Source organism: Pseudodesulfovibrio nedwellii (assembly GCF_027923765.1).
Taxonomy (GTDB): Bacteria; Desulfobacterota; Desulfovibrionia; order Desulfovibrionales; family Desulfovibrionaceae; genus Pseudodesulfovibrio; species Pseudodesulfovibrio nedwellii.
Genome location: NZ_AP026709.1, coordinates 1,349,738 through 1,365,473 on the forward strand (window position 1 = coordinate 1,349,738; position 15,736 = coordinate 1,365,473).

15 protein-coding genes and 1 tRNA gene are annotated in these 15,736 nt (G+C 50.3%); 4 read left to right on the plus strand and 12 right to left on the minus strand.

Going from position 1 to position 15,736, the window contains the following annotated elements; genetic code table 11:
* Nucleotides 1–5 precede the first annotated feature (5 nt).
* The 8 genes from infC to SYK_RS06515 all read right to left on the minus strand — a co-directional run bounded on the left by infC (nt 6) and on the right by SYK_RS06515 (nt 6,057).
* Nucleotides 6–551: a translation initiation factor IF-3 gene (gene infC, locus SYK_RS06480; RefSeq protein ID WP_281763243.1), complete on the minus strand. Its 546-nt coding sequence runs from the start codon at nt 549–551 to the stop codon at nt 6–8.
* Nucleotides 535–2,472 carry a threonine--tRNA ligase gene (thrS, locus tag SYK_RS06485; RefSeq protein ID WP_281762776.1) on the minus strand — a complete coding sequence of 646 codons (1,938 nt, stop codon included), beginning with the start codon at nt 2,470–2,472 and terminating at the stop codon, nt 535–537. The genes infC and thrS overlap by 17 nt, the downstream gene beginning before the upstream one ends.
* Before the next feature lie 83 nt (nt 2,473–2,555).
* A tRNA-Val gene (locus SYK_RS06490) sits at nt 2,556–2,630 on the minus strand.
* A 375-nt stretch (nt 2,631–3,005) separates the two neighbouring features.
* A complete protein-coding gene (locus SYK_RS06495) occupies nt 3,006–3,695 on the minus strand; it encodes a DVU0298 family protein (RefSeq protein ID WP_281762777.1) in 690 nt (229 codons plus the stop codon).
* A gap of 88 nt (nt 3,696–3,783) precedes the next feature.
* Nucleotides 3,784–4,407 (minus strand): tetratricopeptide repeat protein, encoded by a 624-nt coding sequence (locus SYK_RS06500; protein ID WP_281762778.1) that lies wholly within the window; start codon nt 4,405–4,407, stop codon nt 3,784–3,786.
* A gap of 15 nt (nt 4,408–4,422) precedes the next feature.
* Nucleotides 4,423–4,788, minus strand: a complete 366-nt coding sequence (locus tag SYK_RS06505) for a hypothetical protein (protein ID WP_281762779.1) — start codon at nt 4,786–4,788, stop codon at nt 4,423–4,425.
* Nucleotides 4,788–5,624: a YkgJ family cysteine cluster protein gene (locus SYK_RS06510; protein ID WP_281762780.1), complete on the minus strand. Its 837-nt coding sequence runs from the start codon at nt 5,622–5,624 to the stop codon at nt 4,788–4,790. The genes SYK_RS06505 and SYK_RS06510 overlap by 1 nt, the downstream gene beginning before the upstream one ends.
* A gap of 244 nt (nt 5,625–5,868) precedes the next feature.
* Complete coding sequence (locus tag SYK_RS06515; RefSeq protein WP_281763244.1) at nt 5,869–6,057, minus strand: ferredoxin; 189 nt, start codon at nt 6,055–6,057, stop codon at nt 5,869–5,871.
* 283 nt (nt 6,058–6,340) lie between these two features.
* On the opposite strand from SYK_RS06515, the gene SYK_RS06520 reads away from it, so the two are divergent.
* Nucleotides 6,341–7,543 carry an aminopeptidase gene (locus tag SYK_RS06520; protein WP_281762781.1) on the plus strand — a complete coding sequence of 401 codons (1,203 nt, stop codon included), beginning with the start codon at nt 6,341–6,343 and terminating at the stop codon, nt 7,541–7,543.
* A 204-nt stretch (nt 7,544–7,747) separates the two neighbouring features.
* The gene (locus SYK_RS06525; protein ID WP_281762782.1) at nt 7,748–9,703 is read left to right on the plus strand and encodes a molybdopterin biosynthesis protein; all 1,956 of its coding nucleotides are present in this window, start codon (nt 7,748–7,750) and stop codon (nt 9,701–9,703) included.
* 1 nt (nt 9,704) lies between these two features.
* On the opposite strand, the gene SYK_RS06530 is transcribed toward SYK_RS06525, so the two are convergent.
* The 4 genes from SYK_RS06530 to SYK_RS06545 all read right to left on the minus strand — a co-directional run bounded on the left by SYK_RS06530 (nt 9,705) and on the right by SYK_RS06545 (nt 12,355).
* Nucleotides 9,705–9,935, minus strand: a complete 231-nt coding sequence (locus SYK_RS06530; RefSeq protein WP_281762783.1) for a cold-shock protein — start codon at nt 9,933–9,935, stop codon at nt 9,705–9,707.
* 92 nt (nt 9,936–10,027) lie between these two features.
* Nucleotides 10,028–10,249, minus strand: a complete 222-nt coding sequence (locus tag SYK_RS06535) for a hypothetical protein (RefSeq protein WP_281762784.1) — start codon at nt 10,247–10,249, stop codon at nt 10,028–10,030.
* A gap of 112 nt (nt 10,250–10,361) precedes the next feature.
* Complete coding sequence (gene rbp / locus SYK_RS06540; protein ID WP_281762785.1) at nt 10,362–10,628, minus strand: RNA-binding regulator; 267 nt, start codon at nt 10,626–10,628, stop codon at nt 10,362–10,364.
* A gap of 242 nt (nt 10,629–10,870) precedes the next feature.
* Nucleotides 10,871–12,355 (minus strand): ABC transporter ATP-binding protein, encoded by a 1,485-nt coding sequence (locus SYK_RS06545; protein WP_281762786.1) that lies wholly within the window; start codon nt 12,353–12,355, stop codon nt 10,871–10,873.
* An 82-nt stretch (nt 12,356–12,437) separates the two neighbouring features.
* On the opposite strand from SYK_RS06545, the gene SYK_RS06550 reads away from it, so the two are divergent.
* A complete protein-coding gene (locus SYK_RS06550) occupies nt 12,438–13,361 on the plus strand; it encodes a DUF362 domain-containing protein (RefSeq protein ID WP_281762787.1) in 924 nt (307 codons plus the stop codon).
* A 40-nt stretch (nt 13,362–13,401) separates the two neighbouring features.
* Nucleotides 13,402–15,726: a carbamoyltransferase HypF gene (gene hypF, locus SYK_RS06555; protein ID WP_281763245.1), complete on the plus strand. Its 2,325-nt coding sequence runs from the start codon at nt 13,402–13,404 to the stop codon at nt 15,724–15,726.
* Nucleotides 15,727–15,736: the final 10 nt, after the last annotated feature.

Consider the following 15,736-nt stretch of genomic DNA (forward strand, 5'->3'; position numbering starts at 1 on the left):
AGTCTCTATTTTTTCACGGGAGCAAGCATCATTGTCATGGTCCGTCCTTCTGACATTGGCTTGCTCTCGACTTTAGCGATATCCAACGTATCCTCCACGACCCTGTCGAGCATCATCAGCCCGCGGTCCTTATGGACGATTTCGCGTCCTCGGAAGAAGATGGTCACTTTACAGCGATCTCCTGCGTCGAGGAATTTAACAATTTTCTTGAGCTTGGTCTGGTAATCGTGCTCATCGGTTTTGGGCCGGAACTTGACTTCCTTGATCTTAATTACGGTCTGTTTTTTCTTAGCTTCCTGCAGCTTCTTCTGCTGCTGGTACTTAAACTTACCATAATCCATGATCTTACAGACAGGCGGATCGGCGTTCGGCGCGACCTCCACAAGATCAAGCCCTTTTTCGCGAGCGCGTTCTAAAGCGTCGCGGGTTGCCAGTACGCCCAACTGCTCGCCGTCATCATCCACGACTCGCACCTTAGGGATGCGAATTCTGTCGTTGCGCCGGACCTCGTCTTTCCGCTGGTCGCGGCGGTAGTTACCCCGAAAAGCTATAGCTCATTCCTCCTGCTTCGAAAGGCGACTTTGCAGCATCAAGTATCAACTGCACTGCCTCCTCCAATGAAACCAATCCGGGGTCTTCTCCGTCTCGTGAACGAATATTGACGCACCCGGCCTCAACCTCTTTATCACCGATTACCAACATATACGGGATCTTCTCAACTTGAGCTTCCCGAATCTTATAACCAAGTTTCTCGTTGCGGGTATCCGCTTCGATACGAATTCCCTTACTTGCAAACAAGGCTTTGGCTTTATTCACAAAATCAAGCTGTGCATCCGTCACGTTCAAAAGACGCGCCTGGACCGGAGCCAGCCAAACAGGATAAGCACCTGCACAGTGTTCCGTCAAGACGCCAATGAAGCGTTCGATAGAACCGAGCATAGCACGATGGATCATGACAGGTCGATGCCGCTCACCATCCTCGCCGACATATACTATGTCAAAGCGATCTGGCAAGGTGAAATCGACCTGAATAGTACCACACTGCCATGAACGTCCGATGGAATCACGCAAATGAAAGTCAATCTTGGGACCGTAAAAGGCACCGTCACCCTCATTGATGGCATATTCCAAACCGGATTCGTTCAAAGCCTCGCGCAAGGCTTCAGTAGCGATATTCCAATCTTCATCCGAACCGATAGACTTCTCTGGACGAGTGGACAGCTCCACATCGAACTCGTAGTCGAACAGAGAATAAATGTCCTGATAAAATTTGATGAGATCAATGATTTCCTCAGAAATCTGATCCGGACGACAAATAAGATGTGCATCATCCTGAGTAAAGGTACGCACACGCATCAAACCATGCAACACACCGGATTTCTCATGACGGTGCACTACACCCAGTTCAAAATACCGCTGAGGGAGCTCTCGATAGCTCATGATCTTACGCTTGTAGATGATCATGTGAGCCAAGCAATTCATGGGCTTAATGCCGTAAGCCTGCTCGTCAATTTCCGTGAAATACATATTCTCACGATAATTTTCGTAGTGACCGGACTTTTCCCACATTTCGCGTTTGAGAATGAGCGGCCCCTGAACGAGGTCATATCCACGCTTCAGGTGCTCCTTGCGCTCGAAGTCCTCCAAGATGGCACGAAGCAACATACCTTTGGGATGCCACAAAGGCATACCGGGGCCGACTTCATCATTGAAAGAGAAAAGATCAAGCTGCTTGCCGAGCTTACGATGATCACGCTTCTTAGCTTCTTCAAGACGGAACAGATGCTTCTTGAGCGCTTTGGGGTCCTGCCATGCAGTACCGTAGATACGCTGAAGCTGTTTGTTCTTTTCGTCGCCACGCCAGTACGCTCCAGCCACGGACAAAAGCTTGAAGGCTTTGATCATGCCGGTACGCGCAACATGCGGGCCGCGGCACAAATCCGCGAAATCGCCATGCGTGTAAATAGAAAATTCGTCTACACCAAGGTCATCCATAATTTCAGGCTTGTACTCTTCACCCATGTCGGAAAAGAACGTCTTCGCCTCTTCTTTGGTCATGGTTGAACGAACAAATTCCTTGTTGGCACCCACGGAACTGAGCATCTCTTTCTCGATGGCTTCCAGATCTTCAGGGGTAAATGGGCGCTCATAATCAAAATCATAGTAGAATCCGTCCTTAATGGCCGGACCAATAGTCACCTTGGCGGTGGGGAACAGTTTTTTGACAGCTTCGGCCATGAGATGGGCCGCGGAGTGGCGGATAACGCCCAGCCCCTCTTCGCTGTCAGCGAAGACGGGCTCAATGGTAGTACAAGGAGTCGGCACGGCAGTGGACATGTCCAAAATGGTGTCTTCGCACTTGGCGGCGACAACCTTCTTGAACTGTTTCTTTGACAGGCCCTCTTGCAGGGCATCGGCACAGGATGCACCGTCGGCCAATTCAACTGGATTGCCAGCGACTTCGATCTGCACTTCTTATACTCCTTGGTCCGGGAAAATGCCGGAAGCTGTTAACGAAGAAAGGGAGGCCTGAGGCCTCCCTTCCGGGGATGTTCTGGTAGGCGCGGAGGGATTTGAACCCACGACCCTTTGCACGTCAAGCAAATGCTCTCCCCCTGAGCTACGCGCCTTCTCGTTGAAGCGAGACGGAAAGTATCCGCGAGACCGTTTGTTGTCAAGCGACATTTTAATCTTTTTTCATTTTTTTTAAAAAGGATATCACCATGAAAAGGGAAAGAGCCTCAAACAACTTCTTATATCCATAGTCAGAGCCCCAAAAAAGCCCCATTCATTGTTTCCAAAATTGCTTCAACATATTTAACACAAACAACAAAATCATAGAATAATGAATGCAAATTCAAAAAGATATTCCATTCAAAACCCTAAATTCAGATGGAATGCGACCCGTTGCAAAGTCTCCTGCTCAATATAAACCAAGAAAATACAGACGTCCTAAACAAGCACTACGTCAACAACATGTCCGGGAACTGAACAACATGCAATTTCTAACCAATGGCTGCCAGTGCTTCACTCGCCATATCTCCAACGGTCAAATACTTAATAACACCGTCCTTGAACGTCCGAAGCTCGGCTTCATCACTCTTCATCGCTTCAAGCTTGACCTTTACCCCTTCAGCCTTGATGAGACCAAGCACCCATGCAGCATATGCACGGTTGTATGTATCAGAATCATCAAGCCCCACAATCAAAAAGCGTTCACCATGGGCAACCAGCTCAGGCCGCACACTGGCCAGTCGGGCTAAACCCCAATATACATCACGTCTCAGTTCAGGATGATCCAGAAAATTGCCATCACATTCGGCATCGCAGAATATGTAGGACACCAAAATCTTATGAAACTCCTTGGCGATCTTTTCATTTTGGACCATGGCCTCAGCCATGAAATGCGGGATACTCCATCCAAGATTGCCGGATTCTTCATTCATGTGCCACATAAGCGTACGCATAAGGGTACGAGTCTTTTCCATGGACACTTCAGCTAAACGATACACAGCTCGACCAAATGCCGGGACCGTATGCCAACGGACGGCCTCTTCTCGATCAAGCCTCAGATTCAACAACGGCGGCATCAGGTCTCCAGGAGGAAACTCATCCAACTCGACCAGTCGTTCCTGCCAATTATCATCTATGAGTATTTCACGAACTATCTTCTTCGTGCTGCGAAACTTTGACATATCAACTCCTACAAAGAATAAGGGGACCGCCAAACTGACGGTCCCCCTAGTATAATCATCTTTTCGATGCAGGCAATAGGAATAATTCCTATTTATTATTTTCTTCCACTTCTTTCTTGAAGTCTTCGGGCACTTCAAAGCCGGATTCTTCAGCCTTGACGATACACTTTGCGGCATCTTCCCAGTTGCCAAAGTGAGCGTCCACAATAGCCTTGTTATTCCAAGCCGGACCAAAGTTGGCTTGCTTTTCCAAAATTTTCTTGAGCAGCTTGTCAGCCTCTTCATAGTCGCTCATGGCGATAAACAGAGAGGACATGGTAGCCTGAGCCTGAGCGAACTCAGGATCAAGTTTAAGAGCCTTTTTCAGGGCCTTATGAGCCTTGTCAAAGTCTCCCTGCTGCAAAAGGATAAAGCCGATGTTGCCCCAGGGCACTGCAAAAAACGGACGCTGCTGAGTGGCCTGAATATTATAATTCAGACAAGACTCCATATCGTCACGCTGCAAAGCTATACCGCCGAGCTGCACATACCCTTCGGCCATACGCGGAGAATGAGCGATGGCATCGAGAAACTCACGTTCGGCCTCCATGAAATCCCGGCGGGACAAATAAGCCACGCCCAAATTATAATGGGTGTTACCGCAGGAGGGGTTAGCGACCAACTTAGCTTTGAGATCCGCAATGTACTCGTCAAGATTTTCGAATTTTTCCATGGCGTAATATCCTTCTTATGGTTCGATGCCGTGTTTTTTACAGTGCTCTGCATACCAGAGACAAAATTCATAAACGGGACGGACTTTTTCAAAATTCATAACCATCATGACATTAAATTCATTGACCTGATCAATAAATTCCTGATTGCTATGCTTCCCTGATTCTCGAATAAAAAGCTGAGAAAGTTCTGCCGAAGTATATCCGGTCTTATCCTGACGAATATCGATGGGATCAAACGGAGCCGCGAACGGGTCCCAATTCTCATAGCCCATACGATCAACGAATTTACGACGCCTTTTAGACATCTTTTCGTACATGAATTTTTTGCGGGCTTCGATATCCTGAGCGGACATCTCTTCATAATTGAGCGTCTTGGTCATTATTCTTTCCCGCCGCCACCGAGAACGATGGACTCACCACAGGTCTCGCAAGCGGATTTGGACTGAGTACATGTTGAACACGCTTCGGACTTGGGAGCATCGGGAGCGACAATTTCTTCGGGAACGACCTTGGGTGCGGTCTGCTCCAACTCATCAACCCGCTCCTTGGGGATAGTCAAATTCACACGATCGCCCACACCCAAATAATGTTCGTCGTACTCTGTCACGAGAGCCATGGACAACGGCAACAGCATTTCGCTCAATTCCTTGAACCGACTGCCGATGCCTTCCTGCAAATCCTTGCCAATGGCGAGCAATTTGTCGAGGACGATATCCATATTAACTGTGGGGTATTTCTCGCCACCCTTAAAACCAGTCTTGTTACAGGTATGAGCCACGCCGCCAATAGAGGTGGGCACACCGTACAATCGACAGGTTATGGGACGATTTTCATAGATGGAGCACAGGTCGTTGTCATCCAGCATGGGACAACGCACACGAGCCTTGGCTACTTCCAATAAAATATCATTCGTGGGCTGCCCGGCCTGGCTCGCTTTATAAACTTTACGCTTGAGCTTATGAATCTGGCGATCGGCCTGATCGGCACGAGTCATAATGATAGACCGTTCCAGACCGGAAAATTTTTCGTTGAACTTGGTGTTGATATACATGGCTTCAACCAATGTGACATCAAACAGGGCGTAACAACAGTCACTGCAACCCTTGCCACATTTAACCAAGTCACTCATTTCGTTTTCGAACTTCTTGAAAACGGCATCAACCTCGGCCACAACGGCTTCGTACTTTTCAAAATACTCGGTAAAATCAAGCGCCATTCTAAATACTCCTCGTCAAATCTGCACAAGTCGTTACAGGACCGTGGTGATGTAGTGTCCAGTTAATTTAAGTCGTGAATTGGAACCGTCAACCGTGCCGGGGAAAGAAAAATGGAACGGTGAACCCGGAAGATAAAAAAAGACGCCCGGAGGCGATAGGACGGCACGGTGTGCCAATGTAAAAAATGGAAGGGAGCAGCAGCAAAAACTGCCACTCCCTAGACCATATTCAGAACAATAAAGACTAGTTCTCTTCGATGGTGATAGCGTCGGATTCGCAAACCTCAACGCAGGACTCACAACCGAGACATTCGTCTTCGTTAACTGCAACGGCTTTGCCGTCCTGAAGTTCGTAAACTTCAACGGGGCAAACGTCTACGCATTCGCCGTCGCCGGTGCACTTGTCAGTGTCGATAGTAATAGTGTAGCCCATTTTTTCCTCCAGAAAATAATTTGGGACGCCCGTATTGCGGGCCTGTTCTTGTGTGTCGGCAGCCATACAAGACGGTTATCGGCACACTCATTCGTATTTAATCCGGTCAAAAAAGCCGGACACGAATTGCTGATATAACCAAGGCCGTCCTGTGTCAAGACATGAAACAGCTTTTCGGAATACGGGACAATTACTCGGTACAGTTCAATAAGGTTGTGATACACATCATACTTGTTTATTCTCCGAGTCCGAAAACGCATCTTTAAAACGAACAAGGACCTATATGTTTACTCAAGAAGAACTCAGAAAATATGCTGAAACCCTGTGGTGGGGCCTCTCCACCGCTCGCACCAAACCATACCAACCCGGTGATTTCGTTCTGCTCCGTTTTGACACGGATGCACTCCCTCTGGCTGAAACCATGTTTGAACTGCTCGTGGAAAAAGGCATCAACCCTGTGCCACGTCAAAACATGACCTCCAATATGGAATTATCTTTCTATGGCAAAGGAACCGAAGCCCAGCTCACCCATATTCCGGCTGGTGACAAGGAATTCGTCAGCAACCTGAACGGATTGATTTCGCTCATTGCCCCGTCCTCCCTGACCCATTTGCAAAACGTGGACCCCAAAAGAATCGGCCAAGCCGCCGTAGCCCGCAAATTCATGCGCGATATCATGGAGAAACGTGAACAAACCGGTGAATTCGGGTGGACGCTCTGCATCTATCCGACCAAAGCTCTTGCCGAGGCAGCCGGGTTGTCCATGGACAAGTTCAAATCCCAGGTAGTCAAAGCCTGCTTCCTCGACGCTGAAAACCCACCTGCCAAATGGGCTGAAATCTTCGAGCAGTCTGAAAAGGTCAAAAGATGGCTCAACAATCTCGAGATTGAACACATCAACGTCAAAACCGAAAATACAGATCTCATTGTAGTTCCGGGCAAGGACAGACGTTGGCTCGGCGTATCCGGTCATAACATCCCCTCCTTCGAAATTTTCCTTTCCCCAGACTGGCGCGGCACCGAAGGAGTCTACTACGCCGACCAGCCTTCATTCCGGTCCGGCAACTTCGTGGAAGGCGTCAAATTAACCTTTGAAAAAGGTATTGCCGTCAAAACTGAAGCCAAAACCGGCGGTGAATTCGTTGCCAAACAGTTGACTCTGGATGAAGGAGCCAACCGGCTCGGCGAATTTTCCCTGACAGACCGCAGATTTTCCAAGATCAGCGAATTCATGGCGAACACGTTATTCGACGAAAACTTCGGCGGAGACCAAGGCAACTGCCATGTCGCAGTTGGGGCATCATACGCCGACACCTACGCAGGTGATCAGTCAACATTGGACGATGCCAAAAAAAACATACTCGGATTCAATGATTCCGCCCTCCATTGGGATTTGGTCAATACGGAACAAAAAATAGTCACAGCCACTCTCAAGGGCGGTGAAGAACTCGTCATCTACAAAGATGGCCAGTTCCAGCACGATTAAAACGGGGGAAGCCTCTGGCGGTCGGGAGAAGGGGGGGGGAAGAAACCCCTTTGAAAAAAGTTCTCCTTCTCCCGACCCCTCGTCCTCTCTCCTTTCCTTTTTTATTGTTTTGCTTTGCAAAAGTTGTAGGTTACATTTGGCGGAATTTTATTGTCGGGATGCTTGAGGGAAGCGTTCCGAATTGATGTTTAAGGAGTTATCAAAATGACAAAACGAAATATTTATTTAGAAACAATTGCGCCTGAAAAAGCGGTCAGGAACGCCAAGGAAGCATTGGACCGCAAGGCCCTGATGGAAACCGAAACGATCCCCACGCACGAGGCTGCCGGACGAGTCACTGCCGGGCCGATCTTCGCAAAATGCTCTTCTCCAACTTTTCACGCTGCGGCCATGGACGGCATCGCCATTCAGGCCGAATCGACATTCGCTGCCCGAGAAGATGAACCCGTGGTCTTGAACCACCCGGATCAATTCCAGTTCGTCAACACAGGCAACCCGATGCCTGACGGAACTAATGCGGTCGTCATGATCGAAAACGTCGTACAAAAAGATGAAATGACGGTCCTTGTCGATACTCCGGCTTTTCCGTGGCAACATGTCAGACGCATCGGAGAAGACATCGTTGCTACCGAACTGCTTATCCCACAAAATCGCGAGCTAACGCCTTCAGACATCGGTGCTCTGCTTTCAGCAGGTATTTATGAAATTGAGGTCAGGGAAAAGGTCAAGGTCGTCTTCCTGCCCACAGGCGATGAAGTGCTCAACTTTCTGGACAAACCCGAGCCACAGGCCGGACAGGTCATCGAATCAAACTCGCAGGTATTCAAGGCATATGCAGACTCGTGGGGCGTTGACGCATCATGGTCGTCCCCTGTCCCGGATAACGAAGAGACACTCCGCACCGCTGTCATGGATGGACTCAAAAAAGGTTGTCACGTCGTCATCGTCGGCGCTGGATCGAGCGCAGGCAGTAAGGATTATTCAAAACGGGTCTTCGAATCAATCGGATCGGTATTGGTCCACGGCATTTCCGTCATGCCGGGAAAACCGACCCTGCTCGCCGTGACAGACGAACGAAGTGGATACCCGGGACGTTTGCTTGTGGGCGCACCTGGCTACCCGGTATCCGCCATTGTCTGCCATGAAAAAATCCTCGGCCCCATCATCCACTGGCTCATGGGCAAAGCCCTCACTGACCGACATATGGCAGACATTACGCTGGCACGAAAAACTCCATCGAAAGCCGGCATGCGGGAAGCCATCCGACTGGCCGCAGGTCGCATCGGTGACAAAATCGTGGCCGCACCGCTTGCTCGCGGAGCCGGCATGATCACCACCATGACCAAGGCGCAAGCCGTGGCTTATATCCCGGAAGAAGTAGAAGGCGTAGAACAGGGAGACTCCCTGAATGCGGAACTGTTGGTTCCAAAGGATGATCTTAATCGAGTGTTGGTACATGTGGGCAGCCACGACAACACGATCGATCTGCTCGCTAATGAACTTATGGGTTTATCGGTCCCCATGCGTCTGGTCTCCAGCCATGCCGGTTCCATGGGCGGCCTGACCGCACTCAAGGCAGGATCAGCCCTGTTTGCAGGTACACATCTGTTCGACCCGGAAACCGGAGATTTCAACTTCCCGTTTCTTGACCGCTATCTGCCCGATCTGGACGTGACCGTGGTCAACCTCGCCATCCGACATCAAGGTCTCATCGTCGGCAAAGGCAACCCGCTCGGTATTCAGGGTGTAGCCGACTTGACTCGCGAAGACGTGATCTTCATCAACCGTCAACGCGGGGCCGGAACCAGAATTCTTCTGGACCATCACCTCAAGGAAGCAAGCATCAATCCACGTGATGTACAAGGATATGACAACGAAGAGTTCACGCACATGGCCGTAGCCGTCAACATCCTGACCGGCGCAGCTTCCTGCGGTCTGGGCATATTTGCCGCAGCCAAGGCTCTGGACCTCGACTTCGTGCCACTGGCACATGAACGGTATGACCTGATCATTCCCACAGCATACATCAACGATGAGCGCATACAAACGCTCATCGCCACAATCCGCAAGGATGAAGTCAAAGCAAAGATCCAAGATCTCGGCGGATATGAAACTGATTTGACCGGCCTTGAAATGGCGCCGGGCATCGGACTGGGATAATCTAAAGTAACGTCGACGGGGAGCCGTCGTTCTTAAGGCGGACATCAACCGCCTTGGGACCGGTTTCCTCGTCGATCAGACCAAAGGTCACATATTCGCCCGGTTCCAAGGTCTGAAACCCATCACGAACTATTTCGGTATAGTGAACAAAAACATCATGTCCGTCTTCATCGACAATGAATCCAAACCCTTTCTGTTCGTTAAACCAAGTCACTTCGCCTTCACACCGCACGGCAGCCTCCGATGAGTTGATGTATAAACATTACTCGTTGATCAGCATATTTGCAATGTGAATGGCGCATTGTTCCAGATACACTGAAACAACTAGGAAGCAGTTTCCTTGTTTTCTTCAGCAGTATCATCAACGGTATCTTGAGAATCTTCTTCGACGGCACCTTCGACGGCTTCGCCGTTTTCTTCGCCATCTTCTGCCGTATCAAATGGTTCCTGCGCCTTTGCCAACTTGCGCTGTTTCTTCTCTTCTTTCTTCTTTTTCTTAGCCAATTCTTTCTGACGCTTTGCGAACTTGTAATTGGGCTTTGCCAAGACGATCTCCTTGTAAAAATATGTCCGATTCTGAAAGAATCAGATAAAAGAACCCGTCCCTCCCGAAAGAGAGACGGGCTTTTATAGCCAGCTTACGCTTGAAAGCGAAAAACTACCAGCGGGGACGCTCCACGCGGGGCTTTGCTTCGTTGACCTTGATGTTACGGCCGCCGAAATCCTTGCCGTCCAGAGCTTCGATAGCTTCCAAAGCGCCGGAGTCATCATCCATTTCGACAAAACCAAAGCCGCGGGGGCGACCGGTTTCACGGTCTTCGATCAATTTGACAGAAGAAACCTGACCGTATGCTTCGAAAGCAGCACGGACTTCGTCTTCGGTTGCGGACCAGGGCAGATTGCCGACGTAGATGTTCTTGGACATAATAAACTCCTGAAAAGTGATATGATGCAGATGCACCGATAAATAAAGAAAGAAGCAGTGTACACGATGCGCACACTGCTTCTCGATATACCTGTTCTATTTCCAACCAGCACCGGCCAACATTTAGACCTCGCCCCCATGGGCTTCACTGGTACATTCATGAGGACAGTTTGTTAAAAAACGGGAGATGTCAAGTGTTTTTTTAAATTTATTCATTTCACTTAAAAAAAAGTTTTATCCAATTATCCTATGCCGTATTCAGCACGCAGTCCACTAAACCGCAACCGGCCTTGCTTCAACATCAACACGCGATTAAGAGCTGGCACCCTGTCATCAGCATGATGCGTAACAAGGACAAGAGGGGTCCCAGACTCTGCCAGCCGTTGAATAATATCTCTCATAAATGCGCGAGAGCCGCTGTCCAACCCTGATAAAGGCTCATCCAGCAATAGCAGCTTCGGCCCCGGAGCCATTGCTCGTGCCAAAAAGACTCTTCTCTGTTGACCATATGACATATGACGCAATCGCCGAGACTCAAATCCAGTCAGCCCAACCATTTCGAGCCACTGTGCCGCCCCGAGCTTTTCTTGACCCGTCGGTTCGTCCAACATCCCCACGCTCCCACGATAACCGGACATGACAGTTTCTTCCGCCGTCACCTCCCACCCCAGTTCACGCGCATAGTTAGCCTGAAGGTCCGGCGACACAACACCAATCAAGGGACGCGCCTCATCCATGGTCATGCCGCCCAACCGCTGAATCACGCCCACACCCTCTTCATCATCTGCATATGGCGCAATCTCACTCATGATCAATTTGAGCAACGTGGATTTCCCTGCACCATTTGCACCGACCACCATCCAATTCTCACCGGGCAATATCTCCCAGTCAATGGAATGTAGGATACGTGATCCGTCCTGTACCACCGAAACATGTTCCATACGCAGAAGATATTCCATATTCGAATCGGAAGCTGTCACAGGCAAATCACAAGCCACAAGATCCGGTGCACTGGCCTGCAATGCCAACAAGGCTTCATCCCTGCCGCCTTCCGATATGATTATACCCCGATCAAGAATTATGGCGTGCGCAATGCACTCCGGCAAGTCTCCAGCTCGGTGCGCGACACACACCAACGTGGTCCGCTCCCCAGCTTTATTGAGCATTTGAAGCACTTCGCCACGAGACTGTGTATCCAAACCGTCCAGACATTCATCCAGCAGCAAGACATCAGGCTTGGGCACCAATCCTCTAGCCACAAGCAGTTTACGCACCTGACCTGTGGAAAGTGTTCCTAACGGACTCTCCGCCAAATCAAGAATATTAAAAAGATCAATGATTTCATCAGCCGAGGCCTCCTGTTCAGGAGTCGGCACATCATAAAGAATCGGGGTATCAAAAAATCCGGCCAGAATTACATTCCGGCCTGTAACATGCGGCGTATGCAAGCCATAAAAATCCTGCATATCCGTCGAGACCATGCCGATTCGCTGACGCAACCCAAGCACGGAACGCTGTTCTCCCTGCCCGAAGTCATAGACTCGTTCACCGCCCGAATCCGGCAGCAACTCACCACGCACAAGACGAAGAAACGTGGTTTTTCCGGCTCCATTAAAACCGGTTACAGCCACATGGCGACCACGCTCAAGGTGCCACGACAACGGACCGAGAAGGGTTTTGCCTTCACGGGTCACAATCACATTGGTCAATGAAATCAAAGTATGCATCAGCGACATTCTTCCTTTTCTTTCGATCAGAAGCAACCGCTTTATCTTGTAAACACCCCGACTCCTGCCTATGGTAATTGCCATGCGTCCAACAGTTGCCATCGACCACGTCCACGACTATGCCCCCACGCCATTAAAATTTGCCGTGGACAAGGTGCTGACAACATCGGGTTTGACCATCTCTCCCGGCCAACGAGTGCTGGTCAAACCGAACTTGGTCAACGGAAAGAACGCTCGGCACTGCACCACCCATCCTGCAATGGTCAAAGCAGTCTGTGCATGGCTTCTCGATCACGACGCCCTTGTGACTGTGGCAGACTCCCCGGCACTCGGCCCTGCCGCATATGTAGCCCACAACTCAGGATTGACGCAGGTAGTCGGCCAACTTGGCCTCAAGGTCACGAGCTTGAAACGAGCGATGCCGCTGGAATTATCGCACGGCGGCACAATCGGTTTATCACAGGATGCGCTTGATGCAGATCTCATTCTCAACATGCCCAAGCTCAAGGTTCATTGCCAAATGGTCATGACTGGTGCGGTCAAGAATCTGTTCGGTTGCGTGGTGGGATTCCGCAAGGCCATGGCTCACAATCACCTCGGGCATAACCGTAAAATATTCCGCGCCATGCTCATGGATGTATACGCCGCCCTGCCTCATTGCCATCATCTCATGGATGGAGTCCACGCCATGCACAAAGATGGCCCCATTAACGGCGAACCGTTCCCACTCGGTCTACTGAGCGCATCTACGAACGGCATTGCCATGGACACAGCTGCCTATACCGTACTGGGTTTGACGCCAGACCGTATCCCGCTCTGGGACGAAGCTTTGACTCGCAATATTTCCGGCGCAAACATACAGGAACTCGACTTCCCGATTGCCCCCCCCTCTGGATTCGACATTCTCGGTTTCACCATGTCGCCGGAGCGCGAACTTTCCTTCGCACCCTCTCGAGTTATCAAAGGCAGAATTCGCAGTTTGTTGAAGTATTTCAAAAAACAGTGATTTTCTTGCACTTTACGGCTTGGAGTTGTATGGACTCCCCATGACTCTCATGCGGCAGAAGTTTACCATCACCGGGCAAGTACAAGGCGTCGGATTCCGACCCTTCGTCTACCGAACCGCTTTGGACAACAACGTCTCGGGCACGGTCAACAATTCTTCCGCGGGTGTTCTCATCGAAATTCAAGGAACCCTGAAACAAGTCACTGGCTTCTCAGAAGATCTGGCTGAAAAGCTACCGCCATTAGCCAAAATCATCACTCTGGATTTTGAAGAATTGCCTGTCGTGGACGACGAAAAGGATTTCACCATCCTCAAATCCACTGGTGGGAAGGGACATTCTGTTCTCATCAGTGCAGACGTTGCTACTTGCCAGGACTGTCTGAATGACATGATTGATCCGACCAACCGTCGATACAGATACCCGTTCACCAACTGCACCAACTGCGGTCCTCGTTACACCATCACTCGATCAATACCGTATGACCGTCCTCAGACCTCCATGGCCTGCTTCCCACTCTGCAATGATTGTCTGGAAGAATACGAAGACCCACTCAACCGCCGATTCCATGCGCAGCCAAATGCCTGTCCTGATTGCGGCCCCACGGTCTGGCTCACAGATGGAGAATGTTCGACCATTGCTGAAGGCGACGAAGCGCTTAAGCAACTTGCTATTGAACTTGCCAAAGGAAAGATAGCGGCGATCAAAGGACTTGGCGGCTTCCATCTCGTCTGCGATGCCATGGCAGACGAAGCCGTGACGACATTGCGCCAACGCAAACACCGCCCGGACAAACCGCTGGCCGTCATGATCCCGACCATGACTCACGCTCGCCAATTGGCCGACATCATTCCGGCAGAAGAAAAATGGCTGACCGGATTGCATCGCCCCATTGTGCTCGCCGCCAAACACGAACCGTTTCCACTGGCAGAACAGGTTGCACCCGACACAAATTTCGTGGGGATAATGCTTCCCTACACTCCGCTGCACCACATCCTGCTGAATGATTTTGCCGCCGCCACACCGCACGACATTCCGGCTCTGGTCATGACCTCCGGCAACATGAGTTCCGAACCCATTTGTTTGGGCAACAAAGAAGCCTTTAAACGACTCCACGATATTGCGGATATTTTTCTCTTTCACAACCGGGACATTCTTATTCGCACAGACGACTCCGTGGTCCGCGTGAACCCTGCCACCGACAATCCCATTTTCATGCGCCGCGCACGTGGATTCGTCCCTGCACCCGTCTTTATCCCGGAAAAAGGTCCGACCGTTTTAGGCATGGGGCCTGAACTAAAATGTACCATGACCCTGACCAAGGGAGATCAAGCTTTCACCAGTCAGCACATCGGCAACATGTCCAATCTGGAAACACTGGAATTCCACAAGGAAATCCGGACCCATTTACAAGATATCCTTCAGGTTAAACCGAAGCTGATCGTCCGAGACCTGCACCCGGATTACATGACATCCACTCTGGCCGAGGACATCGGCAAGGAACTGGACATTCCCGTAGCGACGTTACAACACCACTACGCTCATATATATGCCAATCTTGCCGAGAACAAACACACTAGCCCCGCCATCGGGCTGGCCCTCGACGGCACAGGCTACGGTGAAGACGGCACCATCTGGGGCGGCGAATGTCTCATGGTCATACCCGAAGAACTAGAACATCAACGACTGGCCCACTTTTCCCACATCCGACTACCCGGCGGAGAGGCAGCAGTCAAAGAACCATGGCGTATAGCTCAGGCCGCACTCTGGAAACTTGGCATCAAGGAATCAGGGAAATACCAATGGCCATGGCTCACAAATTTTGAAACCCAAAGTCGATTCCTGCCGCAAATTCTGGAAAAGGCCATCAATGCACCAGAAACATCCAGTTGCGGGCGGTTATTTGACGGCGTGGCTGCGCTTTGTGGACTGGTCGACATCATCAGTTATGAAGGGCAAGCCGCCATCCTGCTAGAAAAAGCGCAGGATATGTCTGAAACCGGAACATATCCTTGTCCGCTCCAATCCGACGACCCCGTTTCCTTGAACACACTTTCTCTGGTACAAGCTGTATTGGAAGATCTGGAAAACAAGGTGCCTGTTTCCATTATCGCCCGCCGATTCCACCGAGGGCTGATTAACGGCCTGACAGAAATGGCTTATTCTTTTTCCATGGTGCTGGATATCCATCACGTGGCCCTGTCCGGTGGCGTCATGCAAAACCTGACGCTCGCCACAGAATTGCCGCAGGCCCTTGAAAATGTAGGGTTGATTCCATTAATACACCGCCAACTTCCACCCAATGACGGATGTATTTCCTTAGGTCAGGCGGTCTGGGGGCAAAGGAAACTACTCCTCAAATCATAAAGGAAAAACC